29 protein-coding genes and 1 tRNA gene are annotated in these 24,616 nt (G+C 58.6%); 16 read left to right on the forward strand and 14 right to left on the reverse strand.

Going from position 1 to position 24,616, the window contains the following annotated elements:
- Positions 1–132: 132 nt before the first annotated feature.
- Genes R6W86_RS10305 through R6W86_RS10330 form a run of 6 tightly spaced genes read right to left on the reverse strand, consistent with a single transcriptional unit; the run spans position 133 to position 4,513 of the window.
- Positions 133–303, reverse strand: a complete 171-nt coding sequence (locus tag R6W86_RS10305; RefSeq protein ID WP_410329269.1) for a hypothetical protein — start codon at positions 301–303, stop codon at positions 133–135.
- Positions 303–1,199 carry a radical SAM protein gene (locus R6W86_RS10310; RefSeq protein ID WP_410329270.1) on the reverse strand — a complete coding sequence of 299 codons (897 nt, stop codon included), beginning with the start codon at positions 1,197–1,199 and terminating at the stop codon, positions 303–305. The genes R6W86_RS10305 and R6W86_RS10310 overlap by 1 nt, the downstream gene beginning before the upstream one ends.
- Positions 1,200–1,236: 37 nt before the next feature.
- Positions 1,237–1,686: a SixA phosphatase family protein gene (locus R6W86_RS10315; protein ID WP_410329271.1), complete on the reverse strand. Its 450-nt coding sequence runs from the start codon at positions 1,684–1,686 to the stop codon at positions 1,237–1,239.
- Positions 1,687–1,707: 21 nt separating this feature from the next.
- On the reverse strand, positions 1,708–2,775 hold the full coding sequence (locus R6W86_RS10320; protein ID WP_410329272.1) for an NAD(P)H-dependent glycerol-3-phosphate dehydrogenase: 1,068 nt from the start codon (positions 2,773–2,775) through the stop codon (positions 1,708–1,710).
- Positions 2,776–2,798: 23 nt separating this feature from the next.
- The gene (locus tag R6W86_RS10325) at positions 2,799–3,290 is read right to left on the reverse strand and encodes an STAS domain-containing protein (RefSeq protein ID WP_410329273.1); all 492 of its coding nucleotides are present in this window, start codon (positions 3,288–3,290) and stop codon (positions 2,799–2,801) included.
- Positions 3,291–3,304: 14 nt separating this feature from the next.
- Entirely contained in the window at positions 3,305–4,513 is a 1,209-nt protein-coding gene (locus R6W86_RS10330) for a PP2C family protein-serine/threonine phosphatase (RefSeq protein ID WP_410329274.1), read from the reverse strand.
- A 114-nt stretch (positions 4,514–4,627) separates the two neighbouring features.
- On the opposite strand from R6W86_RS10330, the gene R6W86_RS10335 reads away from it, so the two are divergent.
- A complete protein-coding gene (locus R6W86_RS10335) occupies positions 4,628–6,112 on the forward strand; it encodes a phosphohydrolase (RefSeq protein ID WP_410329275.1) in 1,485 nt (494 codons plus the stop codon).
- Between the two features lie 79 nt (positions 6,113–6,191).
- On the opposite strand, the gene R6W86_RS10340 is transcribed toward R6W86_RS10335, so the two are convergent.
- Positions 6,192–6,866 carry an NAD(P)/FAD-dependent oxidoreductase gene (locus R6W86_RS10340; RefSeq protein WP_410329276.1) on the reverse strand — a complete coding sequence of 225 codons (675 nt, stop codon included), beginning with the start codon at positions 6,864–6,866 and terminating at the stop codon, positions 6,192–6,194.
- A 106-nt stretch (positions 6,867–6,972) separates the two neighbouring features.
- Between R6W86_RS10340 and R6W86_RS10345 the strand changes: the two genes are divergently transcribed.
- The 10 genes from R6W86_RS10345 to R6W86_RS10390 all read left to right on the forward strand — a co-directional run bounded on the left by R6W86_RS10345 (position 6,973) and on the right by R6W86_RS10390 (position 15,404).
- Positions 6,973–7,929 carry an acyl-CoA desaturase gene (locus tag R6W86_RS10345; RefSeq protein ID WP_410329277.1) on the forward strand — a complete coding sequence of 319 codons (957 nt, stop codon included), beginning with the start codon at positions 6,973–6,975 and terminating at the stop codon, positions 7,927–7,929.
- Entirely contained in the window at positions 7,926–8,393 is a 468-nt protein-coding gene (locus R6W86_RS10350) for a nuclear transport factor 2 family protein (protein WP_410329278.1), read from the forward strand. The genes R6W86_RS10345 and R6W86_RS10350 overlap by 4 nt, the downstream gene beginning before the upstream one ends.
- On the forward strand, positions 8,390–9,190 hold the full coding sequence (locus R6W86_RS10355; protein WP_410329279.1) for an SDR family NAD(P)-dependent oxidoreductase: 801 nt from the start codon (positions 8,390–8,392) through the stop codon (positions 9,188–9,190). Before R6W86_RS10350 ends, R6W86_RS10355 begins: the two co-directional genes overlap by 4 nt.
- A complete protein-coding gene (locus R6W86_RS10360; RefSeq protein ID WP_410329280.1) occupies positions 9,187–10,452 on the forward strand; it encodes an NAD(P)/FAD-dependent oxidoreductase in 1,266 nt (421 codons plus the stop codon). The genes R6W86_RS10355 and R6W86_RS10360 overlap by 4 nt, the downstream gene beginning before the upstream one ends.
- 2 nt (positions 10,453–10,454) lie before the next feature.
- Complete coding sequence (locus tag R6W86_RS10365; protein ID WP_410329281.1) at positions 10,455–11,339, forward strand: DUF1365 domain-containing protein; 885 nt, start codon at positions 10,455–10,457, stop codon at positions 11,337–11,339.
- On the forward strand, positions 11,327–12,604 hold the full coding sequence (locus R6W86_RS10370) for a class I SAM-dependent methyltransferase (RefSeq protein ID WP_410329282.1): 1,278 nt from the start codon (positions 11,327–11,329) through the stop codon (positions 12,602–12,604). Before R6W86_RS10365 ends, R6W86_RS10370 begins: the two co-directional genes overlap by 13 nt.
- On the forward strand, positions 12,601–13,122 hold the full coding sequence (locus R6W86_RS10375; protein ID WP_410329283.1) for a DUF2878 domain-containing protein: 522 nt from the start codon (positions 12,601–12,603) through the stop codon (positions 13,120–13,122). The genes R6W86_RS10370 and R6W86_RS10375 overlap by 4 nt, the downstream gene beginning before the upstream one ends.
- Positions 13,119–13,862, forward strand: a complete 744-nt coding sequence (locus tag R6W86_RS10380) for a hypothetical protein (RefSeq protein WP_410329284.1) — start codon at positions 13,119–13,121, stop codon at positions 13,860–13,862. The genes R6W86_RS10375 and R6W86_RS10380 overlap by 4 nt, the downstream gene beginning before the upstream one ends.
- Positions 13,863–13,943: 81 nt before the next feature.
- A complete protein-coding gene (xthA, locus tag R6W86_RS10385) occupies positions 13,944–14,756 on the forward strand; it encodes an exodeoxyribonuclease III (RefSeq protein ID WP_410329285.1) in 813 nt (270 codons plus the stop codon).
- A gap of 18 nt (positions 14,757–14,774) precedes the next feature.
- Positions 14,775–15,404 carry a TetR/AcrR family transcriptional regulator gene (locus R6W86_RS10390; RefSeq protein ID WP_410329286.1) on the forward strand — a complete coding sequence of 210 codons (630 nt, stop codon included), beginning with the start codon at positions 14,775–14,777 and terminating at the stop codon, positions 15,402–15,404.
- 1 nt (position 15,405) lies between these two features.
- Here R6W86_RS10390 and R6W86_RS10395 read toward each other — a convergent pair whose 3' ends face one another.
- Complete coding sequence (locus R6W86_RS10395; RefSeq protein ID WP_410329287.1) at positions 15,406–15,822, reverse strand: phasin family protein; 417 nt, start codon at positions 15,820–15,822, stop codon at positions 15,406–15,408.
- A 346-nt stretch (positions 15,823–16,168) separates the two neighbouring features.
- Between R6W86_RS10395 and R6W86_RS10400 the strand changes: the two genes are divergently transcribed.
- Genes R6W86_RS10400 through hemH form a run of 4 tightly spaced genes read left to right on the forward strand, consistent with a single transcriptional unit; the run spans position 16,169 to position 18,661 of the window.
- Positions 16,169–16,606: a YeeE/YedE family protein gene (locus R6W86_RS10400; protein WP_410329288.1), complete on the forward strand. Its 438-nt coding sequence runs from the start codon at positions 16,169–16,171 to the stop codon at positions 16,604–16,606.
- A gap of 6 nt (positions 16,607–16,612) precedes the next feature.
- Positions 16,613–17,038 (forward strand): DUF6691 family protein, encoded by a 426-nt coding sequence (locus R6W86_RS10405; RefSeq protein ID WP_410329289.1) that lies wholly within the window; start codon positions 16,613–16,615, stop codon positions 17,036–17,038.
- A 45-nt stretch (positions 17,039–17,083) separates the two neighbouring features.
- Complete coding sequence (locus R6W86_RS10410; protein WP_410329290.1) at positions 17,084–17,515, forward strand: TIGR01244 family sulfur transferase; 432 nt, start codon at positions 17,084–17,086, stop codon at positions 17,513–17,515.
- Positions 17,516–17,551: 36 nt separating this feature from the next.
- Positions 17,552–18,661 carry a ferrochelatase gene (hemH, locus tag R6W86_RS10415; protein WP_410329291.1) on the forward strand — a complete coding sequence of 370 codons (1,110 nt, stop codon included), beginning with the start codon at positions 17,552–17,554 and terminating at the stop codon, positions 18,659–18,661.
- Positions 18,662–18,678: 17 nt separating this feature from the next.
- Here hemH and R6W86_RS10420 read toward each other — a convergent pair whose 3' ends face one another.
- The 5 genes from R6W86_RS10420 to bhcA form a co-directional block, all read right to left on the reverse strand.
- On the reverse strand, positions 18,679–18,909 hold the full coding sequence (locus tag R6W86_RS10420) for a hypothetical protein (RefSeq protein WP_410329292.1): 231 nt from the start codon (positions 18,907–18,909) through the stop codon (positions 18,679–18,681).
- Positions 18,910–18,987: 78 nt separating this feature from the next.
- Positions 18,988–19,992 carry an iminosuccinate reductase BhcD gene (gene bhcD, locus R6W86_RS10425; RefSeq protein ID WP_410329293.1) on the reverse strand — a complete coding sequence of 335 codons (1,005 nt, stop codon included), beginning with the start codon at positions 19,990–19,992 and terminating at the stop codon, positions 18,988–18,990.
- A gap of 10 nt (positions 19,993–20,002) precedes the next feature.
- Positions 20,003–21,172 (reverse strand): 3-hydroxy-D-aspartate aldolase BhcC, encoded by a 1,170-nt coding sequence (gene bhcC / locus R6W86_RS10430; protein ID WP_410329294.1) that lies wholly within the window; start codon positions 21,170–21,172, stop codon positions 20,003–20,005.
- Between the two features lie 25 nt (positions 21,173–21,197).
- Entirely contained in the window at positions 21,198–22,160 is a 963-nt protein-coding gene (bhcB, locus tag R6W86_RS10435; RefSeq protein ID WP_410329295.1) for a beta-hydroxyaspartate dehydratase BhcB, read from the reverse strand.
- A gap of 19 nt (positions 22,161–22,179) precedes the next feature.
- Positions 22,180–23,349, reverse strand: coding sequence for an L-aspartate--glyoxylate aminotransferase BhcA (gene bhcA / locus R6W86_RS10440; RefSeq protein ID WP_410329296.1), 1,170 nt, complete (start codon positions 23,347–23,349; stop codon positions 22,180–22,182).
- 297 nt (positions 23,350–23,646) lie between these two features.
- Between bhcA and R6W86_RS10445 the strand changes: the two genes are divergently transcribed.
- Positions 23,647–24,423 (forward strand): IclR family transcriptional regulator, encoded by a 777-nt coding sequence (locus R6W86_RS10445; RefSeq protein WP_410329297.1) that lies wholly within the window; start codon positions 23,647–23,649, stop codon positions 24,421–24,423.
- A 67-nt stretch (positions 24,424–24,490) separates the two neighbouring features.
- Here R6W86_RS10445 and R6W86_RS10450 read toward each other — a convergent pair.
- A tRNA-Ser gene (locus R6W86_RS10450) sits at positions 24,491–24,581 on the reverse strand.
- Positions 24,582–24,616: the final 35 nt, after the last annotated feature.

Here is a 24,616-nt window from a genome sequence, read left to right on the forward strand (position 1 = left end):
AGACGACGGGGCCGCGTTCCGAGATCGCTGACGGTCCCTAGTGTCCCGTCTGGTTAATTCGCTGACCTACTGAGCCACTGAGAGCCTTGAGAGCAAGGCGCGATGGCGAAGGTTTGGTGGTTCCAAATCGAGTCAGCGCAACGCAGCTATCAAGGCTCTCAGTGGCTCCCGAAGGGCGCGGCGCTGGGGCCTCTGACCGGTGTTGCCAGCACTTGATGTGGAACCACCACACCCGCGCACTGGCGCCTTGGCCAAGGTCCCCAGCGCCACGCAGTAGGTCAGCGAATTAACCAGACGGGACACTAGAGTCCACGCATCCATTCTGCCCTTAGCGGCGCCGCGCCGGGATTACTGATGGCGAAATTGACCTGGTCCAGCAGCTTCGACTTGTCCCGGCCAAGAATGCCCTTGAGCACCAGGTAGTTGGAGGCGTGGTCGCTACGGAACACGGTTTTCTCCAGCTCAAGATGCTCAAGGAACAGGCGGATTTCCTCAAACAGCCCATGTTGTGACAGCGGAATAAAATCATCTCCGAAGCCCGCACGGAAGCGTTCCTCGCCTTGGGGAAAGCTCACTACCAGGGTCGACAGGTAATCCGGCTGAGTTTCGTTGCAAAGCAGTGCGGTGTTGATGGCATGCTGCCGGGACAGGGCTTCACCGCCCAGACCGTTCAGAACCATTACAGAACTGGAGAGCCCCGCTTCCCGGATCTTGACCAGGGCCGACCGGGTGGACTCCCAGGTCTCGCCTTTGTTGACCCGACGAAGCACCTCGTCATCACCGGATTCCATGCCAACGTAAAGGATGGCCAGCCCGGCTTCCCGGAGTTCCGCCAGCTCCTCGACACTCTTCCTGGCCAGGTTTCTGGGCAGGCAGTAACTGGACACCCGCTGCAAATCCGGGAAAGCCGCCCTGAGGTCGGCAAGAATCTCGAGCAAACGGCGGGTGGGCAGAACCATGGCATCACCGTCGGCCAGGAATACCCGACGGACTCCGCCCAGGGCTTTGGCCGCGTTGTCGATATCCCTGCGAATGTCCTCGGGCTTGCGGGCCCGGAACTTCTTCTGCGGCTGGGTGTACATCTCACAGAACGTACACTTGTTCCAGGAGCAGCCGTTGGTCACCGGCAATATCAGGGATTTGGCTTCACTCGGTGGGCGAAACACCGGCTCGATATAGTCGATGGGAAAGCTGTACATAGGTGCTTCCGAAATCAGAAAGTGTTTGTGGGTATGATCAGGGCAAAAACTGGGCTTTCAAGTCCGCGCAACCCGGACCGACCACGGGCATGTCCAGACACATTGCCTGGCCCGTCATGAAAGGAATGCCACGACGGTGACCATCCACCAGCAGTGTGGACAGGCTGCCGACAAAGGGCATGTGGGAGACAATCAGCAATCGGGATTCATGGACTTCCAGAAGGGCATCCAGGCAGGCACCGGGATCATCATCCGGGGTAATGAAATTCTTCTCGTCAATCCGGGAGTTGAGGATCTCGGACATAATGCCCGCAGTCTGACGGGCCCGGACATAGGGGCTGCTCCAGATCAGGGACGGCCGCCAGCAAGATTCCGCGATCCGGTGAGCGACCGCTCCGACTCCTTCCCGACCGGCTTCCGTCAGTTCCCGCTCCTGGTCCAGGGTGTGCCAACCGGCTTCACCGTGGCGCATGATGATCAGTTGCACGGGAACCTCCGATCCTTCCGGTTACTGGCTGATGGTGCGAGGCAGGATGAACTCCACGTCGGAATTCTGGACTGCCATCATCAGGCTGTTGATCACCGCCTTGATCGATGCCGAACCATAGAGAATTTCATAGAGCCCGCGCACGAGCGGCATGTAGATGCCGATGGCCTCGGACTTCTCTTTGACCAGTTTCAGGGTATAGATACCCTCGGCCACCTGTCCCAGTTCCTTCGCGGCATCATCCAGGTTCTGACCCTTGCCAACCGCGTAACCGATCCGAAAGTTACGACTCTTGGAGGACGTACAGGTCACAATCAGATCGCCCACGCCGGCCAGGCCCATGAAGGTCATCGGATTGGCCCCCAGGCTCACGGCAAAGCGGCTCATTTCCGCCAGCCCGCGGGTGATCAGCATGGCCTTGGCGTTTTCTCCCATATCCAGTGCCGAGGCCAGGCCTGCGACGATGGCATAGATGTTCTTCAGTGCCCCGGCGAGCTCCACGCCATAAACGTCCACGTTGGCGTACACACGGAAATACTCGCAGCCGAGGAGGTCCTGAACGGTGCGGCGCACATCTGGATCCTTGGCGGCAATCACTGTGGCCGTCAGGTCCCGGGCTACAATTTCCGCCGCCAGGTTGGGGCCGCTCAGCACGCCGATCTGGCAGCGCGGGATTTCTTCCTGAAGGATCTCGCTCATCAGCTTGAAGCCTTGTTCTTCAATGCCCTTGGTGAGGCTGACGACGATCTGGCCATCATGGAAATCGTTGCTGTGCTCCCGGATAACGGTCCGGAAAGCCTTGCTGGGAATAGCGACAAAGACAACTTCTGCCTTGCTGACTGCATGCACAAGATCAGTCGTGGGCTCGATATCGCCCTCAAGTTTGACGCCCGGCATATAGCGGCTATTGATGCCGGTTTTTCGGATTTCGTCAGCCTGGGCCTGGTCCCGCATCCAGAAATGTACCCGGTGGCCATTTTCACCCAGCACTTTGGTCATGGCGGTTCCGAAACTGCCGCCGCCAAGTACTGCAACGTCATGTGGCGGGTTCTGGGACCCTGAATCGCGGGACGCGTTGGTATCAGACATAGTCATTCCGTGTTGTTTTCGGATCAGCCGTGCTCTTCGCATTCCAGAGCACGCACCAGATTCTTGAACTCTTCCCGGTTCTTCCGGTTCAGGCCCATCAGCACCTTGTGGGCATCGAGAACCTTGTCGCGAACCTGCTGTTCGCTTGCTTTCAGTACCGGAATCTCTTCCAGTTCCTCAATACGGGAAGCGGGTTCCCGGACAATGATGAAAATCTTGTCGAACCCCATGGAGGTAATGATGCGGGTAATATCAGGATTGGTGGAAATCAGCGTTGGCAGGAAATGACTCTGTTTCTGTGCCGCCATGGCAATCTTGGCGAGCAGACCGAGGGTGGTGCTGTCGATGATCTCAGTCTCGGTCAGATCGATAACCACGGTCTTGAACTGAGGATCCTGGGTAATGGACTCAACGAGATTGTCCAGCGTCGAACAAAGGTTCAGCCGGATTTCACCGATAAACTTGAGGACATAAATGCCCTGTTGCTCAGCTTGCAGGATCTTGTAACCAGTCATTTTTCACACTGCCACTATTTAGGGGACGTGCTGTCTGACCTTTGAATGGTATCAGTTACCGATACGATAGCGATATCGTCCGGAAGTTCTGTTATGCCATCCAGACTCAGCGCCTCGTTGAGAGATGCGATAGTGTGACTACCTCCCGATACGAGTTCAAGTAGCGTCTTCTCCTTTTCATCAAGGGATTTGGCCCGGATTACCTCCAGAATGCCATCGGAAAACAGCAGGAGCCGGAACGGCTTCTCGAGCGCCACCTCATAAACCTCCCACTGGGGTTCTTCGAACAGCCCCACCGGCAGGCCGCTGCCCTCCAGAAATGCGGTATTTCCGCCCTCGAAGGAAAGGATCGGCATCGGGAAATGGGCGCCTACCGCGTACCGGAGCTTGCGCTCGACCTCGGAGATGATACCCACAAAAACCGTCACATGCTTGCCCAGACCGGTGTCCAGCAACTCTGAGTTGATTCGTTCCAGGAAGCGCTCCGGATACAGGATGTCATCACTGGATTTCCGCCGGAGGTTTCGCTGCAACCGGTTGGTCAGATTCTTTAGCAGCACGGTCACAAAGGCTGAACTGGCACCGTGGCCGGACACATCCGCGATGTAGACCAGCAACTTGTCTTCTGAAATCCGGAAATAGTCGAGAAAATCGCCGCTGAGGTACAGGGAAGGCTTGATCAGGTGGTCGACATGGAGCCCGCCCATCATCTGTTCGCGGTCCGGTAACATCCGCAGCTGGACCTTGCGCCCTGCCCTCTGGTCGGCCCTGAGTTCGGCAATGCCGTCCCGAAGGTCCCGATTCGCCTCTTCCAGTTCCTGGCGATAGAGCTGATTCAGCCGGTTGACCCGGACCCGGTCCAGCAACTTGCCAATCACGTCATCCAGGGCGCCCTTGTCGTCACCGCACGGCTTGAGCACGAAATCGGCGGCGCCCGCACGAAGGGCGTTCACCACATCGGCACTGGATTCGGTGCTGCAGCAGGCAACAATCGGGGTGAATGTCTCGGATTCCTCGAGCCTGCCGGCCAGATCCCGGATGGCCTCGGGATCCAGGTCTGCAAAGATGACATCCGGAATGTTATCGTCAAACAGGCTCTTGGCTGCAGCCACGTCGGGAAAGCCGGTCACGTAGAATCCGCGCGCCTCAAGATAACGTGAGAGGTCGGCACGGGCCTTTTCATCGGCGTCAATAATTAGAATGCGCTCTGTGCGCGATGCCATGGCTGTTGCCCTAAACTACCATCGATAAACGATAAATTGGCTTGATAAAGCCTATTCTGGCACGACCCTGTGATATAACAAGGCCAGTTTCGCGAATTGGAGAGAATCCTGACCATGAGACGTGCGGTAAACGATTTACTCGGGGCTTATGACAAGCTGATCATGGATCCGGTTCACGGCGGGATTCCCTTATACCGGCATGAGATACAGGTCATCGACCATCCCCTGTTCCAGCGCCTGCGCAATATCTGCCAGAACGATATCCTGAGCCTGGTATTTCCCGGCGCCACCCATTCCCGCTTCCTGCACAGTGTTGGCGTGATGCATGTGGGCACCCGGATGTTCCGTTCGATGATCGATGCCTACCTGCGGGAGCGCCAGCTGAGTGAACAGACTGATCTCACCCTGAGCCAGCTCGATGCCATCGATTACCTGGCCAAGACCATCCGCCTCGGCTGCCTGCTCCACGACAGCGGGCACTCCAGTTTCTCACACCAGTTCACCCAGGCCCGCCGTATCCGCGAGCTGATGTCCCGGCAGGACCGGTTCCGCAACCTCTGGACCGGCGTGGATTTCTCGCAATACCACAGTGAAGAGCCGGAAGAACTCGAACACGAACACTACTCGGTGCGGGTTGCCCACGAGGTGCTGTCGGCCGTTGATCTGGAAGCGGCCGGACTGGATCGCAGGGATGTGATCGGCATTATGGAAACCACCGACGTACGACCAAGCGAGACCTTCCGTCGCCACTCGGAAACCTTCTGGAACTTTATCGCCGGGGACGAGGCCAAATCCGGTTCCATGCCCGACGAGAACATTCCGGGTCTGGTCATGGACCTGCTTTCTTCGATCGTGTCCGGGGAAATCGACGCGGATCGCGCAGACTACATGCTTCGGGACGGATTCCATTCCTCGGTGACGATCGGCGGCCTGAATCTGGATCACCTGCTGACCAACTTCCGGTTCGGCTGGGACGTCTCCGAGCCCTGGCTGGGCCTTGCCATAACCCACAAAGGCCTCGGCGCCCTGGAGGACTTTGTCTACAGCCGGCACCAGATGTACCGGAAGGTCTACGCCCACAAGACGGCGCTCGGCTTCGACTGGCTGCTCCGGGAGGCGATCAATGAGGTTCTGGAGGATCAGGAGAATTTCGAGTGGATCGACATCTGCCTGAGTGACATGCGCTTTTTCGCGGAGCTGACGGACAGCTTTTTCTGGGAAGCATTCCGCAAGGTCGCGCGCCAGAACCCCCAGAGTTACTCCTTCTGCATCGTGAACCGGGTGAAGCTCGATCACCTGGACACCCGGGAAGATCTCAGTGAAAAGGGAATTGCCCGCCATAGCGAGTGGCTGGCCCGGGAGCTGGGGCTGAACCCGGCACACGTGGTGACCTGCTCCATGCGCGCCCGTTTTTCCAACATCCAGGACAACTTCAACGGCATCAAGGTCCTGGTGCGGGACCCGATCAACCGGGCGCGGTCACTGCGCAAGATCACAGAAGTGAGCGCGTTCTTCAGCAAATTCAGCGACGGCACCATCACCCATTTCTACACCCGGCCGACTATTACTCTCGGGCCGGTTGAAGCCATGACGGAATAGCCGGCTCAGGCATAGAGCCAGCGGTGCGGCACCAGATCGTCCGGCTGAGCATCAGAGCCGATGAGTTCCTTGAATGCCGTCACCAGCTCCGCACCCACCTGCTCCGGGATGCATCCAGATGGGCGGTGGTCCACTCCGCATTCCCGTGCAGGACCCACCATTGCCCGGAATCCTCGCGGCCCGGCTTGCTGGAATTGTTGGCGGCCCAGTACAACACCGGATGCTGGCAGCGGATGCCGTCAAAACCGGGGTCCAGGGGCTGGCTGAAATGCGCCGCCACCGCCCAGCAGGGAGCCAGGGCCGATATCGATTGCTCCAGCCGGGCGGCAACCTCCTCCAGACCACTGGCCTGCATCAGATCCCCGGCCTGGGCAGGCGGTGCGGTCACGACCACCCGGTCAAAGCGGGGAGTTCCGACATAGCGCTCTTCCTCCGGGAAAGGCTCCCGGCGTCCGTCCCGGTGCTGGAACACCAGGCGCCCCGGCCAGGTGGTGAAACTGTCATCCCCCGCATACCGGGTCAGGAAGTCCGGAAAAGCCGGGTTTCTGGCGGTGAAATACTGGGCGCCAATATCTGCAGAGCTTCCGGGAACCCGTTTTGCAGCGAGGCGGCCACCGGGTGCGCGGCTCTTTTCGAATACCGTGACTGACTGGCCCTGTTCCTTTAGCAGGATCTCCGCAGTCGGTCCTGCGATCCCTGAACCGATAACCGCAGTGCGGCGTATAAGGTGTCTGTCGGGTGCTTCATTAAACATCGTCTTTGGTGCATCCAATTTGAGTAACGATTACGTAAAACCTCTCAAGCGTTGAGCGATGCTTCGCCGACTTGGTTTCAAACAGAAGTAGAAGGGCAATCAGGGTATGACCCGAGAGCAACACTGGTTTACAAACATTCTGAGGTGGTTCGACTCTGACGCGGGTTCGGATCACATCGACACGAGCTCCCGCGCCTTCAATTTCATCCGGGTAGTGCCATTCATTTTGCTGCATCTGGTATGCCTGCTGGCATTCTACACCGGGGCGAGCGCGTTCGCCGTCGGCTTTGCCGTGGCTTTTTTCCTGATCCGCATGTTTGCTATCACCGGTTTTTATCATCGTTACTTCGCCCACAAAACGTTCAAGACCAGCCGACCGGCACAGTTCATCTTCGGTTTGCTGGGCGCCAGTGCCGCTCAGCGTGGCCCACTCTGGTGGGCCGCCCACCACCGCCATCATCACCAGCACTCCGACCGTGAAGAAGACCTTCATTCCCCCCATCATGGCGGCTTCTGGTGGTCACACGTGGGCTGGTTCACCTGCGATGCCGGCTTTGCCATGGATGAACGGCGGGTGCGGGACTGGCTGAAGTACCCGGAGCTGCGCTTCATCAACCGTTTCGACTCACTGGCACCGGCCCTCGCGGCGGTGGGCATCTATGGTCTTGGTGAAGCTCTGGCGGCCTTTGCGCCTTCCCTCGGCACCAATGGTCTGCAGCTGCTGGTATGGGGCTTCTTTATCTCCACGGTGGTGCTCTTCCACGCCACCGTCTCGATCAATTCCCTGTCCCACGTCTGGGGCAAGCGCCGCTTCTGCACCAATGACGACAGCCGCAACAATTTCTGGCTGGCCCTGATCACTCTCGGCGAAGGCTGGCACAACAATCACCACCGCTGGCCCCAGTCGGTCCGCCAGGGCTTTCGCTGGTACGAGATCGACATCACCTGGTACGGGCTTTGGTTGCTGTCTCGTCTGGGCATCATCTGGGATCTCAACCAGATACCGCAGCACATTCAGGAGGAAACCCGCAAGCTCGATGCGATGAGGAGGAAGCAGTCATGACCACAGCCTCAGCACTTGAAGTAGGTACAAAGAATTCGACCGTTCCGGCGACGATCGAACACTTCAAGGCACTGTTCAACGAGCTGGACAAGGGAAACCTGAACAAACTCCAGGCGGTCTATAGCGAGGACATCCGGTTCCAGGATCCTTTCGGTCAGGTTACAGGGCTTGATGAACTGACCCACTACTTCGCGGGTGCCTACAAGAACGTCATTTCGTGCAGGTTCGAGTTTGAACCTGCCGTCGCCAACGGCGCCTCGGTCGCCCTGCCCTGGGTCATGAAACTCCGCCACAAGCGGATTCGTGGCGGTCGCGAAATTGCGGTGGATGGCATCAGCCACCTGGAGATCGAAGATGGCCGGGTCAGCTTTCACCGGGACTATTTTGATGCCGGCCAACTGCTTTACGAGAACCTTCCGGCTCTCGGGCGGGTTGTCCGCTGGATAAAAGGGCAAGCGGGATGAGTACGCGATTGCAAGGACCGTCCAACATCTGGATTACTGGCGCCAGCTCCGGGATTGGCGAAGCGCTGACCCGCTCCCTGGCCCGTGGCGGGCATCACCTGGTAGTAACAGGACGCCGGGCCGACGCGCTGGAAAAACTGCGCGAACTGGCACCCGAGCGAATTAGGCCTGCCGTGGCCGACACCACCAGCAAGGAGGACCTGGCCACGATCGCCCCTGACCTGGATTCGGACAGACCTCTGGATATGGCGATTCTCAACGCCGGGACCTGCGAGTACCTGGAGATCGACCAATACAGCAGTGACGTGATCGAAGCGAACATCGTCACCAATGTGCTCGGTACCGCCCGTTCGCTGGACATCGCCCTGCCCGCTCTGCGCCGCACCCGGGCAATGGGCCAGCCTGCCACTCTGGTCATTGTCAGCTCCTCGGCCTGGTGGTTCCCCTTTGGCCGGGCGGAAGGTTACGGTGCCTCCAAGGCAGCGCTCAGCTACTTTGCCCACTCGCTGCGGGCCGACCTGGCCGCCGAGGGCATCGACGTTGTGGTGGTGTCACCCGGCTTCGTGAAAACACCGCTCACCGACCGCAACGAATTCCCCATGCCCTTCCGGATTTCCGCTGAAGACGCGGCTGAGCGTATCGTCAGTGGCCTGGCCAAGGGCCAAAACGAAATTGCCTTCCCCAAACGGTTCACCTTGGTGCTGAAGATCCTGGGCGCGCTGCCCGGGGCACTGGTTGACCGCATGGCCGCCAACATGGCGCGCAAGAGTTCTGGTCAACAGGAAAAAACCGAATGACCAACGAACGTCAGCGTATTGCTGTCATTGGGGCCGGCGTCTCCGGCCTCACCGCGGCCTGGAAGCTTGCGGAGAAACACGATGTTCAGCTGTTTGAAGCCGTCGATTATGCCGGTGGCCACACCAACACCGAGCAGGTGGAATCCGGCGGCCGTACCTGGCCGGTCAACACCGGCTTTATCGTCTACAACGACTGGACCTACCCGAACTTCATCAAGCTGATGGACCGACTGGGGGTTGCCTCCGAAGTCAGCGACATGAGCTTCAGCGTGGATTGCTCGTCCACGGGACTGCAGTACAACGGCACCAGCCTCAACACCCTGTTCGCCCAGCGCAAAAACCTGATGAACCTGCCGTTCCTGCGCATGATCCGGGAGATCCTGAGATTCAACCGCGAGACCCGGAAGGATCTGTCCGAGGGTAACATCAGCGACGCCGAAACCCTGGGGGAATACCTGAACCGCAACGGCTATTCGCGCTATTTTCGCAACTACTACATCGTGCCCATGGGCTCCGCGATCTGGTCGGCGCCCGAGATTGTTCTGGAACAGTTCCCGATCCGGTTTTTCCTGCAGTTCTTCAATAACCACGGCATGCTGTCCGTGGATGACCGGCCCACTTGGCGTGTGATCAGCGGCGGCTCTGCCGAATATGTGAAAAAGATGATGGAACGGATCGGCGACCGCACCCACCTGAATAGCCCGGTCAGTGCCGTGCGCCGACATGAGAACGGTGTGACCGTCGAAGTGAGCGGCCAGAACCACGAATTCGATCAGGTCATCCTGGCGTGCCACAGTGATCAGGCTCTGGCGATGCTGGCCGATCCCACAGATCAGGAGCGTGATGTCCTGGGTGCCATCGCCTATCAGAACAACGACGTGGTGCTGCACACAGACAGCCGCTTACTCCCCTCCAACCGTCGGGCCTGGGCGGCATGGAATTATTTCATTCCGCAGCACAGCACCCAACCAGTGTCGGTCACGTACAACCTGAACATCCTGCAGAACTTCCACGATGCCAGGGAAATCTTCTGCGTGACCCTCAACCGCAGCCAGGATGTTCATCCGGACAAGGTCATCAAGCACTTTGAATATGCCCACCCGGTTTTCACCCTGGAGGCGGTCGCCGCACAGCAGCGCTATGAAGAGATCGGCAACCGCAACCGTACCCATTTCTGCGGCGCCTACTGGTTCAATGGCTTCCATGAGGACGGCGTGCGCAGTGCGGTCAGGGTACTGAGTGACTTCGGAATGGAGATCTGAGCATGGGCAGCCAGTGGCTTGAAGGATCCGTCCGCCATCGCAGAATGCAGCCAATCCACCATGAGTTCGAGTATGGCACCGGGATGCTGGCACTCGATGTGGACGAATGGGACAGGATTACCGGCGTTAGCCGCTTCTTCTCCCTGGAGCGCTTCAACTGGATGTCACTGCGCCGTGACGACTATTTCCACCCGGAAGTCCGCAACCTGTCCGCCGCCATTCGCGACTATGTTAAAGACGCCACCGACTGGTACCCGGACGGGACGGTGGAACTGATCACACACCCCCGCTACTTCGGCTACGTGTTCAATCCGGTCAGTTTCTACTTCTGCTACCAACAGGGCGAGGCTCCCGCCGAGGGCGCGGTACCCCGAGTGATTGTGGCACAGATTAGCAACACGCCCTGGCACGAACGGCATGTCTACTGTCTGGAGACCACGGGTGCCCAGGCCAACAATGCCGGCTGGCGAACCGAGCGTTTTGGTTTCTCCAAGCGTTTCCATGTGTCGCCGTTCAATGGTATGGAACAGGAATACCAGTGGACCTTCAGTTTCCGGGGCCCGGAAATGCACATCCATATGAACGTTATCCAGGAGCAGCACAAACATTTCGATGCCACCCTGGTGGTCCAGCGCACCCCTCTCACTCGTAAAGAATTGCACAGAAGCCTTCGCCGTTTTCCCGCCGAAGCGATCAAGGTCGTCGCAGGCATCTACTGGAACGCCCTGCGCCTGAAACTCAAGGGCGCCCCGTTCTACACCCATCCGGACAAACTGTCCGGGGACGACCCGGCCTACCGCCGGGGAACCGAAGATGCCGGACTGGATGTGACCACCGGCAATGACGTAAACACCACTGGTGGAAGGGTAAGCTCATGGAGAACCTGAATACATCCGTCGATACACGCGAACATGCCGACTCCGGACGCCTGCCATTGACGAGTCGCATCGCCCGGCAACTGGTGGTTCAGCAACTCAAGATACTCCAGCACGGCGTGCTGACCATCAAGGAGGCGGGTGCCGATCCCCTCGTATTTGGCGATGGCGATACCCGTTATGCCCCGGCCGAACTGGTCATTCACGATCACAGCACCTGGCGGGATCTGCTGACCGGAGGTGGTGTGGGCGCCGCCGAGGCCTACGTGGCCGGCGACTGGTCCACCCCGGATCTGGTGTCGCTGCTGCGCCTCTTCACCCGCAATGTCGACCGGATGAACGAATTCGAGGACCGCTTCAACTGGGTCACCAAGCCGGCCCTTAAGGGTCTGCATTGGCTCAACCGAAACACCAAAGAGGGCTCCCGGAAGAACATCAGCGCCCATTACGACCTGGGCAACGACCTGTTCGAGAACTTCCTGGACCCGACCATGATGTATTCCTCGGCCATCTATCCCCGCGAGGATGCCACCCTGGAAGAAGCGGCGGTCCACAAGCTGGATATCATCTGCCGGAAACTGGACCTCGGCCCGGACGACCAAGTGATCGAGATCGGCACAGGTTGGGGTGGCTTTGCCATCCATGCCGCCAGGCACTACGGCTGCCACGTCACCACCACGACCATTTCCCGGGAACAGCTGGAACTGGCTAAGGCACGGGTTAAGGCCGAAGGGCTGGAAGACCGCATTACCCTGCTGTTCGACGATTATCGGGATCTGGAGGGCCAGTTCGACAAGCTGGTTTCCATCGAAATGATCGAGGCGGTCGGACCGCAATTCCTGGACAGCTATTTCGAACAGATCAACGCCCTGCTTAAACCCGATGGCCTGGCCCTGGTGCAGGCCATCAACATGCCCGAGCAACGCTACGCGCGCGCTCTGAGGAACGTGGATTTCATCCAGCGCTACATTTTCCCCGGCAGCTTCATTCCCTCGTTCGGTGCCATCCTGGAATCGGTGCGCAACGGCTCGAACCTGGTGCTCACCCATTCGGAAGATACCGGCTTCCATTACGCCCGCACCCTGCGTGACTGGTGCGAGCGTTTCATGGCAAAGAGAGACAGTCTGGAGCAGATGGGCTACGACCAGGCGTTCCGCCGCTTGTGGCATTTCTACTTCGCCTACTGCGAGGCCGGATTCAGCGAGCGGGCCATCGGCGTGTCCCAGCTGGTGCTTGCCAAGCCCGGTAACAAACGTGCGAACATCCTGAGCGTATGATTGCCTCGGAAACCTCCCGCAATGTCCTGAACTTCGTCCTGTTCCAGGCGGGCTGGCTTCTTTGTGTGCTCTATCCGAACCGGCTCGCGGTTCTGGTCATAGGCCTGTTCCTGATTCTGCACTTCCTGCTAGTCAGCCAGAGACGGTTCAGCGAACTACAGTTCATTGGTTTCGGCACCGTGGTGGGCGCAGCCCTGGATACGCTCTGGTTCCAGACCGGCGTGCTCTATTCGGAGACCGCGGAACTGCTGGTGGTACCGCCGTGGCTGGTGGCGATCTGGGCCATTTTCATGACCACCCTGAGCCACTCCCTCGACTGGATCAGCCGGAATCGCTGGTTGCCCTTTGTGCTGGCGCCCATTGCCGGTCCCTTTGCCTACTGGTCAGCGAGCAAACTCGGTGCTGTGTCCCTGCCCGACCAGACTCTCTCACTGCTGGCACTCGCGGCCGGCTGGTTGGTGGTGTTCCCGCTGCTGCTGTTCATCCGCAAATACCTGTACCCGGAGCTCGCACGATGACTACGATGCGCAGGCCGGTTCTGGCACTGTTGCTATTGGCTGCCACCGGAACCGGTTACGGGAAGGCCTTCCAGTTCTCCGGTGAGGCCCGGGCGCCGAATGGGGACGTGCTGTACACCGAGCACCATCAGGTTGAAGGCGAATGCACCCAGGGCCAGTTTCGCCCCCTGGATCACCGTGTGGAGTATCGCGAGCCGGATCAGAGTGAGGGCTTTGCGGACAAGGTGCTCAGCTATCGGCGTTCTCCTCTCCAGCCGGAAGTGGATTTCAATCAGCCCCGCTTTGATGAGTCCCTCCGGATCAGCTATCCCGGCGATGACACCATTGAAGTCGACTGGCAGACGCCCTCGGGCGAAACCCGGGCGTTCAATGTACCGCTTGAGGGGCGCGCCGTGGTTGATGCCGGCTTTGACAACCTGGTTCGCCGGAACTGGTCTGCCCTACGGGAAGGTCGCTCGGTTGAGTTCCGCTTCCTGGGCCCGACCCGGGGTGAACTCTACGGTTTTATCCTTGAGCCGAGCGACCATCCGGACATGGAAGCGCACCTTGAGGTCGCTATCCGGCCCACCAGTATGCTATTGCGCTTTCTGGTGGACCCGATCCAACTGGCCTACAACCACCAGGGCGCATTGACCCATTACCTGGGCCTGACCAATATCCGCAAGAATCGGGACACCAATTACCAGGCCCACATCCGCTACGACATAGCCGGTTACCCGGAATGTGAACTGACTCCCTGATCCTGTCTGTGCTGCCAAGGCAGAAACCCGGCACCAGTATGTTAAACTCCGCCGGAACCTACGCCGGAGAATTATGCAGCCATGATGTTTGTATCCTTCAACGTCAACAGTATTCGCACCCGCCTGCACCAGCTTGAGGCCGTGATCCGGGACCAGAACCCGGACGTGATCGGGCTTCAGGAAACCAAGGTGCAGGATGAGAATTTTCCGGTGGAGGAGATTCATAAGCTGGGTTACCGGGTCCATTTCCACGGCCAGAAGACCCACTATGGCGTTGCCCTGCTGTCGAAGGTGGAGCCAGAGAAAGTACTCAAGGGTTACCCCTGGGACGGCGAGGACTCCCAGCGCCGGCTGATCACCGGTCAGTTCACCGTCAACGGTGAAAAGCTGACGGTCATCAACGGTTATTTCCCCCAGGGCGAGAACCGCGATCACCCGGTGAAATTCCCGGCCAAGGAGAGGTTCTACGCCGACCTCATGCGGTACCTGGATGACCTGAAAAAGGAAGGCGGCCACGTGGTGGTGATGGGTGACATGAACATCTCACCCACCGACAGGGACATCGGGATCGGGGCCGACAACACAAAGCGTTGGCTTCGCACCGGAAAGACCAGCTTTCTGCCCGAGGAACGGGAATGGCTCAGCCAGTTGGAAAAGCGCGGCTTTACCGATGTGTTCCGGCACCTGCACCCTGAAGAGGACAAAACCTTCAGCTGGTTTGATTACCGCAGCCGCGGCTTCGAACGGGATCCTAAGCGGGGCCTGCGCATTGACCTGATCATGGCCAGCGACAGCCTGCTGCCCAAGGCCCGGGCGGCCGGCGTTTCCTACGACATTCGCGCCATGGAACGGCCCTCGGACCACTGTCCGGTCTGGGCCAGTTTCGATCTCTGAGGCGCGGCCGGGCGCGACATGAAAAAAATCAAAACCCGCGACCGCATCCTCGATACCAGCCTGGCCCTGTTCAACTGTGTCGGGGAGCCGAACGTGACCACGCTGCTGATCTCCGACGAGCTGGAGATCAGCCCGGGAAACCTGTATTACCACTTCAAAAGCAAAGGCGACATCGTCGAGGAATTGTTCGGAAGGTTCGAGGCTGAAATGCTGGACCTGCTGACGGTACCGGAAGACGCGGACGTCAGCCTCGATCAGAATGGCTTCTTCCTGCACCTGATGTTCGAAACGGTCGCTCGGCACCGCTTTCTCTACCAGGACCTGGTCAATGTGCTGTCGCGATACGGTCAGCTGCAAGCGAGATTCAAGCGACTACTGAAAAAGAAGACCGCCGCTTTCCGGGTTATCTGCGAAAGTTTCCGGCGCCAGGGAATGATGGAAATAAACGGGGAAGAACTTGACTCACTGTGTGAACAGTTAACGCTAACGGCTTGTTACTGGAGCAGTTTTGATACGCTCTCACACCTTGAGGATCGGGAGTCCGTGGACCCGGGCCGCGGAGTTTACCAGATGATGCACCTGGTTATACCGTACCTGGCTCCCGAAGAGCAGGACGAAGCCCGACTGATGAGCCGGGATTATCTCTGACCTACTCTTCCTCGTCACTCCCGGCCTGGTTACGAAGGCGATTCAGCTCGGTTTCCAGAATCTCGACGCGGCGCTCCAGCGCCTCGATCTCTTCACGGCGATGAATGCCGAGGCGGCGCAAGGCTCCGGACACCCGCTCATCAAACATGTTCTCGAGCTTGTCCCAGGTCCCGGTGGCCCGTTCACGAACGCCCTCAACCCGGTCCTCCACCGACTTGATCTGCTTGCCGACCACGCCGCGGGTTTTACTTTCCAGTTGCTCGCCTTCCTGCACCAGACGTTCGAAAAACTTGCCGGTGTCCTCTTCAGCCTTGGTATACGCGCCCAGCCCCGCCAGCCAGATCTGCCGTGCAGAACCCCTGATCTTGGCGGCCAGCTGCGCGTCGGTCTCCGGCTTTGTGGATTTTTCGTCTGACATTTATCAACCTCGGGGTGGAAATTTCGCTTCAGAGCCCTATTGTATTACACCCCCGGCGGGATTGCAGTGGCGCTGAAACCCGCACAGGAAAAGGCTGCAGTATAAACACGCATTCGATATGAAAAAATGTTTTCAAACGGAACGGGCTCTCGCTTGAAGTGTTCAAAATATGGTCAATACTTCACCATACCGGTGTCCCTGCTGATGCCGGTTTGTCTGGAAGTCTTTCATGGATACTACTCGCACGCCTCTGCCCGGCATCCCTTGCCGGGCTTTTTTCGTGGTATTATTACCCGTCCTTATAAGCTTATTCCTGTAATCAAAACCTGTCCTCACGGAGTAGTAAATGATCGAGATTGCCTGGAGTAATTTCACTCCCTGGTCGGCTCTGGCCGGCGGTATTCTGGTTGGGCTGGCAGCCGCCAGCTTTCTGTTGCTTAACGGCCGCATCGCGGGCATCAGTGGAATCCTCGGCAGCCTGCTGACACCTCTGAAGGACGGCATCGCCTGGCGAGTCGCCTTCCTGCTGGGTCTGCTTGCAGCTCCGGCGGTTTGGCTTCTGGGCGGAGATATGCCCGCCATCGAGATCAACGCCGGCTACCCGGCCCTGGTCATTGCCGGCCTGCTGGTTGGCATCGGCACCCGCTACGGCTCCGGTTGCACCAGTGGTCATGGCGTCTGTGGCCTGTCCCGCCTGTCCCTGCGGTCGCTGGCGGCCACCCTGAGCTTCATGGCCACGGGCTTTATTACCGTATTCGTTATCCGTCATGTGCTTGGAGTCTGATTGAGTATGAGGTATTCCCTTGCATCCCTGTTTGCTGGCCTGATTTTCGGATTCGGCATGATTTTGTCCGGCATGGCCAATCCGGAGAAGGTATTGGGCTTCCTGGATATTGCCGGCCTTTGGGATCCGTCCCTCGCCTTTGTCATGGGTGGCGCCATCACCGTCGGCGTCGTGGCGTTTACGGTTGCCCGTCGCCGGACCCTGTCGTTTCTTGGTTTGAACATGAAGATTCCGTCCCATACGCATATCGACAAGCGCCTGGTCATCGGCAGTCTCATGTTCGGCGTAGGCTGGGGAATTGCCGGCATCTGTCCGGGTCCGGGGATCGTGGCCCTGGGGGCCGGCGAAGCCAAGGCAGCGGTATTCGTTGTCTCAATGGTGGCCGGCATGGCGATTTTCGAATTAATTGAGCGGAACCGGGCAAAAGCCTGAACGATTTCTGGTAACTTAGCCCCACCAAGATTGCGGAGGTTTTCCATGGATATCCGAAAGATTGACGACACTATTTCCGTAGCGCCACAGATCAGCGTGGAAGATGTGGCCGAGGCGGCTCGCCTGGGGTTCAAGACCCTCGTTGCGAACCGCCCGGACCACGAAGAGCCCGGCCAGCCGTCCATGGCGGATATCGAGGCGGCCGCAAAAGAGCATGGTCTGGAGTGGATCTATATGCCGGTTGAATCCGGCAACATCACGGATGACGACGTGGATCGGTTTGCACCGATGATCCGGGACGCGGCAAAGCCCGTATTGGCTTTCTGCCGTTCCGGCACCCGCTGCACCGTCCTCTGGGCACTGAGCGCTGCCCGCTCCAACCCGGCCCCGGAGATTTTCACCAAGGCCCGCAACGCTGGCTACGACATCAGTGGCCTGGCTCCGAGGATGGCGCAACAGGCACAGTCCAAGGGGTAGCTGCCCGCCCATAAACCAGACCAGGGACCGACTTGAATGAAATACAAAGGCTCAGAGAATTTCAGCCATAACCAGCCCGAAAGGCTGGGCGTACTGGTGACCAACCTTGGCACCCCGGACGCCCCCACCACTTCAGCCCTTCGACGCTATCTGGCCGAGTTCCTCTGGGATCCCAGGGTGGTGGAGGTTCCCCGCCCCCTGTGGTGGCTGATCCTGAACGGCATCATCCTGCGTATCCGCCCGAAGCGCAGCGCCGAGGCCTACGCCAGTGTGTGGGAAGCGGAGGGCTCCCCCCTGCTGCTGCACACCGCCAAACAGACGGAAGGTATTCGCGAGGCGCTGAAGCAGAAATACGGGCAGAACGTTGTAGTCGGGTTCGCCATGCGCTACGGCAACCCGTCTATCAGCAAGGTGCTGGACGAAATGCAGAAACAGGGTGTGCGCAAGCTGCTGGTGCTCCCACTCTACCCCCAGTACTCGGCCTCAACCTCCGCTTCGACATTCGATGCGGTGGCCAAGGACTTCACCAAACGCCGGTGGCTGCCGGATCTGCGCTTTGTTTCGCATTACCCGGATTACCCGCCTTACATCGAAGCCATGGCCTGTCACATCGAGGCGCACTGGGCCAACCATGGCCGCAAGGACAAGTTGATCCTCTCCTACCACGGGGTGCCCCTGAAGTACCTCCTGAAGGGCGACCCGTACCACTGTGAGTGCCACAAGACCTCACGCCTGCTGGCCGAGCGCCTGGGGCTCTCTTCTGAGGACTACATGACCACCTTCCAGTCCCGCTTCGGACGCGAGGAATGGCTGAAGCCCTATACCGACGAGACGATGAAATCGCTTCCCGGCAAGGGCACCAAATCGGTGGATGTGTTCTGCCCCGGATTTTCCTCCGACTGTCTGGAGACGATTGAGGAAATCAACGAGGAAAACCGTGAGTACTTCATGGAGGCCGGTGGTGAGGGATTCAGTTATATCCCGGCTCTGAATGCGACACCAGGCCACATTGAGGCACTGGTACAGCTGATTGAGGACAACCTTGCGGGCTGGCAGATTCCGACCAATGCCCCGGAAAGCCTGGCCGAGCGCCAGAAGCGCGCGGACCAGCAGAAAGAAAGGACCTACCCCGGCAGATCCCTCTAAGGGATCCGCATCAACGGTCAGTCCGATGACTTCTGGCGGCCGGAGCCCGGTTCGGCTCTGGCCGTCTTGTCCTTCTCCGCTTCCTGAAGATCAGGAACGGACTGGCAGAAAGTGCATTCCCCGGTATCCACCAGGGCGCCTCCGGTCTCCACGTAACGGACCCTGTGGCTGGCCTGACCGCGGTTTGCCGAGACGGCAAACTTGCGGTCTTTCCGCCCGGACACGGTGTCGGATCTGGTATCAGGCATACATCCTCCTGGTTTGTTACTGATCCCAGTATGGGGGCTGTATGAATGCAACCCCAGTAAGCACATACCCTGGGGCATTTACAGCACAAACCTCTCCACCAATCCCTCTGCACCCGCCAGCTTCGCCGCCATCGATGCAACAGCCAGGTCCTGCAGACCTACCCCGGTGCCGTCAAACAGAGTAATGTCCTGCTCTGATCTGCGCCCCGGATGTTTTCCGTTGATCACCTCCCCGATGGCAATGATCCGTTCAGGAGCCAGGATTCCAGTTGCAGCGGCATGCTGGGATTCACCTATGCTGGTGGCCTGGGCTACTTCGTCGGTGAAGATTTCTGCCCGCAAATACAGCATGGGATCGACCTCCTGCTTACCCTTCGTATCTGTCCCCATGCAGGCAATGTGGGTACCCGGCTTGACCCATTCAGACATCAACAGCGGTTCGAATGCCGAGGTGATAGTAACGATCACATCGGACCGGGCAGCAAGGTCCGGCAATGAAACCGCTTCAAAGGGAATACCTTGCTCCTCACACACCGCCGCCAGGCGCACCAGGTTTTCCGGATCCCGATTCCAGCCGACCACCTGATCAAAATTACGCTGTTCGAGCGCCGCTCTGAGCTGGAACGTGGACTGATGACCAGCGCCAACCATGCCCAGAACTCTGGCATCCTTACGCGCCAAATGGGCGATGGATACCGCCGAAGCAGCCGCTGTCCGGACCGCAGTCAGGTAGTTGCCGCCTACCAGTGCCGCCAATCGTCCGGTATCAGGGTCAAACAGAACGACTGTCGATTGATGATTGGTCAGTCCTCGCCGGGCATTGCCCGGCCAGTAGCCACCGGATTTCACGCCGAGGACCATACCCGCCCGATCAAATCCGGACTTGAATCCATAGAGGGCATCGGCGTGCCCAATTGCCTCCCTGACCACCGGAAAATTACGGGCGGACCCGCCAGCCATGGAAGCAAACACCGCCTCGACTGCCTCAAAGGCCTGTTTTCGCCCGATAACCGCCTGACAGGCCTCTTCCGGAACCACAGTTACCTGACAGCCAGCGTTACTCAAGTTACTTGAAGTCTCCATCGTAACCTCCTCAGAAAGCCTTGCCGCGGGCACTGACGGGCCAAAGGGTTTCAACTTTGCCGTTCCGCACCCCCACGTACCAGTCGTGGACATTGCAGGTAGGATCACAATGTCCCGGTACCAGTTTCAGCTTTTCGTTGATGGCCAGAACGCCCCGGGGATCGGCAATAACTCCATGCTCATCCGAGCACTTGATGTACTCCACATCATCGCGTCCGAAGATGAAGGGCAGACCGCTGTCCACCGACTGGGCCTTGAGTCCGGCATCGCAGATGGCCTTGTCAGGCTTGGCGTGGCTCATGACGCTGGTCAGGATAAACAGGGCGTTACGCCATTCGCCCTGGTCGATGCGGTTGCCTTCCTTATCCTGGATTCGACCGTAGTCTGCGTCCATGAAGGCGTAGGACCCGCACTGAAGCTCGTTATAAACGCCCGAATTGCTCTCGAAGTAGTAGGAACCGGTTCCACCGCCGGACACCAGTTCCGGCTCAAGCCCGACCTCCTTCAGCGCGGACACCGCCTCACCGACCATCTTGATCGCGGCATCCAGCTTGGCCTTGCGGTCCTCGTAGGAGGTCATGTGCTGCATCGCCCCCTGGTAGGCCTGGATTCCGGTGAACCGGAGATTCGGTGCTTCATCAATCACCTTCGCTAAACCGACGACCTCCTCCGTCGTGGTAACACCGCAGCGACCGGCCCCACAATCAATTTCCACAAAGCACTCCAATTGAGTGTCATGACGCTGGGCGGCCGCCGACAGTTCCGGGACGTTGTCAGGGTCATCTACACAGACAATGGTCCTGGAGCCCAGCTTCGGGATCCGGGCGAGCCGGTCGATTTTGCCGGGGTCACGTACCTGGTTGGATACCAGGATGTCCTTGATGCCGCCCCGGGCAAAAACCTCCGCCTCAGAAACCTTCTGACAGCACACTCCGACGGCGCCACCGAGTTGTTCCTGCAGTCGGGCGATATCCACGGATTTGTGCATCTTGCCGTGAATTCTGTGGCGCATACCGTGGCCCCTGGCATACTCCCCCATCTTCTTGATGTTGTATTCCAGTGCATCCAGATCCAGCACCAGGCACGGAGTCTGGATTTCGCTTTCATTCATGCCGATCGCTGCCGGAATGTCATAGCCCACTTCCAGGCCGTCAGTAGTTTTCAAATTCATATTTGTCATTACCGATATCCTCGTTGATTGTTATTCACGTCCAGGGAAGCGCATCCAGATCCACATTGCCGCCGGTTATGATCACGCCAACCCGTTTGCCGCGGAACAGCTCGGGGTTCTTCAGAATGGTCGCCAGAGGGACAGCTGAACTTGGCTCCATGACAATCTTCATTCGTTTCCAGATCAGTTTCATGGCGTCGACAATCTCTTCCTCACTGGCGGTCAGAATGTCCGAAACATGATTGCGGACGAAGTGCCAGGTCAGTTCTTTCAAGGGTACTTTCAGACCATCGGCGACTGTGTCCGGCGCATCGTCCGCAATAATGTGACCTGCCCTGAACGATCGGGCGGCATCGTCCGCATTGAGCGGTTCGGCGGCATAGATCGCCACATCCGGCGCCATATTGGACAAGGTCAGACAGGTGCCCGATATCATGCCGCCGCCGCCAATCGGCGCTATCACTGCATCCAGACCCGGCACCTGCTCCTGCAGCTCCATCGAGCAGGTAGCCTGGCCGGCGATCACCCGCGGATCGTTGTATGGATGGACAAAATCCGCGCCCGATTGCGCCACAACCTCTGCAAAAACCGCCTCGCGCGAACTGGTTGAAGGCTCACACTCGACAATGGTGCCCCCATAACCTCGCACCGCCTCTTTCTTCGCTCGCGGCGCTGTGTGCGGCATGACGACGGTAACCGGGATACCCCGCCGGCCCGCCGCATAGGACAGGGACAACGCGTGATTACCGGAAGAGTGGGTAGCCACACCGATTCGTGCCCGGGCTTCGCTCAGCCCGAAAACCGCGTTACAGGCCCCCCGGACCTTGAACGCGCCAGCCTTTTGAAAGTTCTCACACTTGAAGAACAGTTCGGCTCCGGTCAATTCGTTGATGAACCGGGAGGTCAGAACCGGCGTGCGATGAATGTACGGCTCTATGCGCTCCCTGGCGGCCAGCGCGTCTTCAAGGGTTGGTATCTGTTTGATGTGTTCGTTCATGGTGTACCTCGCCAACTCGTCAGCTTGCTGTCCTACGGAAATAATCCTGGGCGGCACGGACACCGCTCCCCAGGCCAATCGGATAGTTCAGATCCGCCATCGCCATCTCTATCGTTGCCAGTCCGGAGAGCACCATGACGTCGGTGAGCGAGCCCAGATGGCCAATACGGAACGCAGCGCCGTTCATTTCGCCCAACCCCACGCCGAAAGACACACCGTATTTCTCAAAAGCGTGGTCGGTCAGCTCATTACTGTCGAAGCCCTCAGGTACCAGAATCGCACTGACCGTATCCGAGTAGAGCTCGGGAGACCTGGCGCAGAGTTCAAGCCCCCAGGCCTGGACCGCACAACGAACGCCCTCTGCCAATCGGAAATGACGGGCATAAACGTTGTCCAGCCCCTCCTCAAACAGCATCTGAAGGCTTTCCCGGAGACCGTGAATCAGCTGCAACGGTGGCGTGTAGGGGTAGCCGCCTTGCTCATTGGCCGCCCGCATGGCCTGAAAATCGAAGAACGCCCGTGGCAGAGTTGCGCTCTCCATGGCAGTCAGCGCCTTATGGCTGACACCGAGAATGGCCAGGCCGGTGGTGAGCATGAAGCCCTTCTGCGAACCGGCGACCGCGATATCCACGCCCCAGTCGTCCATGGCAAAAGGCATGGACGCCAGCGAACTGACACAATCGACAAACAGCATGGCTGGATGGGAGGCTCGGTCCAGCGCGCTTCGTACTGCGGCGATATCGCTCTTCACACCGGTGGCGGTTTCGTTATGGGTCACCAGCAGGGCCTTGATCTCATGGCTTGTATCAGCCCGGAGCACTTCCTCAAACCGGTCCGCAGGCGCACCGCTGCCCCACTGACAGTCAATAACCTGAACCTCCAGGCCGTGCCGGCGGCACAAATCGATCCAGCGATGGGAAAACATTCCGTACCTGGCAACCAACACCTTGTCGCCGGGAGACAGGGTGTTACAGATCGCTGCCTCCCAGCCGCCGGTGCCACTCGCGGGGAAGATGATGACTTCGCCGCTCTCGGTACCGAACACCGACTTGCACTGCTGCAACACGGGGCCAAGCGTTTCCACAAAGTCCGGAGCGCGATGATCACGGGTCTGTAGCTGCATGGCAGCGCGCAACCGGTCAGGAATATTGGTGGGGCCGGGTATGAAAACGGGATTCTGATCCGACATTGATTCCACTCCGTTTTTTGGATTTATGTCCGGTGGCGGGGTCTGCATTGCTGCTTGCCGCCTTCAAATCAACGGTAGGAGCGAGCGTAATTTTGCGCAATACGCAAAGTTTCCACATTATGGATTTCAGGAAAATAGTGGTTGGCGTTATATTTTTCCCTCTATTTTTCAGTGATTTAAGTGACTTATAAATAGCTAACGACACATTCCGTATTGTGGAACGCTCCTCCATATGTCAAAATTAATGGCATAAATTTCCCGCGAACCGCTGTTACCTGAAGGGACGAAAACACTTCAATGATGGACACGAAAACGGAATCGAGAATCCAGGTAATTGACCGGGCAGCCATGCTCATGGAAGCCATCTCCCGATACTCCAAACCGGTAAAACTGAAAACCTTGAGCGCCGATACCGGACTGGCACCCTCCACCGCCTATCGAATCCTGCATTCGTTGATCAGTAATCGTTTTGTCGAGCGGGATTCCAACGGCGATTACCGGTTGGGCCAGCGACTGCTGCAGCTGGGCAACCGCCTCCATACAGACATAGACCTTCGGGCAGTGTCGCTGCCCTACATGGAAGCCCTGTGTAAGCAACTGGGGGAAACGATCAACCTCACCATCCGCGAAGGCGATGTCGTGATCTACTTCGAGAAGGTCACCCCGAACCGGATGATGCATGTAAATCAGATAGTGGGAAGCCGTGCCCCGCTGCACGTCACAGCCGTGGGAAAACTGATGCTGGGCCTGGCAGGAGAGGAAGCCATCCAGGCCTATGCGAGCCGGACCAACCTGCCGGCCTATACCCGGAACACTCTGTCGTCCCTACCGGAACTGGAGGAGGCATGTATCAAGGGCATGCGCCAGGGCTATGCACTCGACAATGAGGAAGCCGAGATTGGTGTGGGCTGCATCGGGGTGCTCATCTACGACCGGTCAGGAAACGTGAGTGCGGGGCTATCGGTTTCGGCGCCTATCGAGCGGCGTAAAGATGAATGGATTGCGGAACTGAAACGCGCGGGAGAAGATATTTCACGCCAGCTTGGTTACCGACGTGATAGTCAGAGCCAATAGGAATGGGAAAAGCAGGGATTGTACAAAATGACAAATGCAAGAGGTGTAGGTGAAAACCGGAGAAAAATGGCGGTGGGCCAGGGATTCGAACCCCGGGACGGCTACTAACCGTCGGCGGTTTTCAAGACCGCTGCATTCAGCCACTCTGCCAGCCCACCTTTCAAAACCATTGCTGCCGTTGCGACAGCGAGGT

The organism is Marinobacter sp. (assembly GCF_046484525.1).
In the GTDB taxonomy this organism is placed as follows: Bacteria; Pseudomonadota; Gammaproteobacteria; order Pseudomonadales; family Oleiphilaceae; genus Marinobacter.

Coding starts and splice junctions, on each gene's coding strand:
- R6W86_RS10310 (WP_410329270.1), bottom strand. CDS start 1,199: ATGTACAGCTTTCCCATCGACTATATCGAGCCGGTGTTTCGCCCACCG.
- R6W86_RS10320 (WP_410329272.1), bottom strand. CDS start 2,775: ATGTCTGATACCAACGCGTCCCGCGATTCAGGGTCCCAGAACCCGCCA.
- R6W86_RS10325 (WP_410329273.1), bottom strand. CDS start 3,290: ATGACTGGTTACAAGATCCTGCAAGCTGAGCAACAGGGCATTTATGTC.
- R6W86_RS10330 (WP_410329274.1), bottom strand. CDS start 4,513: ATGGCATCGCGCACAGAGCGCATTCTAATTATTGACGCCGATGAAAAG.
- R6W86_RS10335 (WP_410329275.1), top strand. CDS start 4,628: ATGAGACGTGCGGTAAACGATTTACTCGGGGCTTATGACAAGCTGATC.
- R6W86_RS10340 (WP_410329276.1), bottom strand. CDS start 6,866: ATGTTTAATGAAGCACCCGACAGACACCTTATACGCCGCACTGCGGTT.
- R6W86_RS10345 (WP_410329277.1), top strand. CDS start 6,973: ATGACCCGAGAGCAACACTGGTTTACAAACATTCTGAGGTGGTTCGAC.
- R6W86_RS10350 (WP_410329278.1), top strand. CDS start 7,926: ATGACCACAGCCTCAGCACTTGAAGTAGGTACAAAGAATTCGACCGTT.
- R6W86_RS10355 (WP_410329279.1), top strand. CDS start 8,390: ATGAGTACGCGATTGCAAGGACCGTCCAACATCTGGATTACTGGCGCC.
- R6W86_RS10360 (WP_410329280.1), top strand. CDS start 9,187: ATGACCAACGAACGTCAGCGTATTGCTGTCATTGGGGCCGGCGTCTCC.
- R6W86_RS10365 (WP_410329281.1), top strand. CDS start 10,455: ATGGGCAGCCAGTGGCTTGAAGGATCCGTCCGCCATCGCAGAATGCAG.
- R6W86_RS10370 (WP_410329282.1), top strand. CDS start 11,327: ATGGAGAACCTGAATACATCCGTCGATACACGCGAACATGCCGACTCC.
- R6W86_RS10375 (WP_410329283.1), top strand. CDS start 12,601: ATGATTGCCTCGGAAACCTCCCGCAATGTCCTGAACTTCGTCCTGTTC.
- R6W86_RS10380 (WP_410329284.1), top strand. CDS start 13,119: ATGACTACGATGCGCAGGCCGGTTCTGGCACTGTTGCTATTGGCTGCC.
- xthA (WP_410329285.1), top strand. CDS start 13,944: ATGATGTTTGTATCCTTCAACGTCAACAGTATTCGCACCCGCCTGCAC.
- R6W86_RS10390 (WP_410329286.1), top strand. CDS start 14,775: ATGAAAAAAATCAAAACCCGCGACCGCATCCTCGATACCAGCCTGGCC.
- R6W86_RS10395 (WP_410329287.1), bottom strand. CDS start 15,822: ATGTCAGACGAAAAATCCACAAAGCCGGAGACCGACGCGCAGCTGGCC.
- R6W86_RS10400 (WP_410329288.1), top strand. CDS start 16,169: ATGATCGAGATTGCCTGGAGTAATTTCACTCCCTGGTCGGCTCTGGCC.
- R6W86_RS10405 (WP_410329289.1), top strand. CDS start 16,613: ATGAGGTATTCCCTTGCATCCCTGTTTGCTGGCCTGATTTTCGGATTC.
- R6W86_RS10410 (WP_410329290.1), top strand. CDS start 17,084: ATGGATATCCGAAAGATTGACGACACTATTTCCGTAGCGCCACAGATC.
- hemH (WP_410329291.1), top strand. CDS start 17,552: ATGAAATACAAAGGCTCAGAGAATTTCAGCCATAACCAGCCCGAAAGG.
- R6W86_RS10420 (WP_410329292.1), bottom strand. CDS start 18,909: ATGCCTGATACCAGATCCGACACCGTGTCCGGGCGGAAAGACCGCAAG.
- bhcD (WP_410329293.1), bottom strand. CDS start 19,992: ATGGAGACTTCAAGTAACTTGAGTAACGCTGGCTGTCAGGTAACTGTG.
- bhcC (WP_410329294.1), bottom strand. CDS start 21,172: ATGACAAATATGAATTTGAAAACTACTGACGGCCTGGAAGTGGGCTAT.
- bhcB (WP_410329295.1), bottom strand. CDS start 22,160: ATGAACGAACACATCAAACAGATACCAACCCTTGAAGACGCGCTGGCC.
- bhcA (WP_410329296.1), bottom strand. CDS start 23,349: ATGTCGGATCAGAATCCCGTTTTCATACCCGGCCCCACCAATATTCCT.
- R6W86_RS10445 (WP_410329297.1), top strand. CDS start 23,647: ATGATGGACACGAAAACGGAATCGAGAATCCAGGTAATTGACCGGGCA.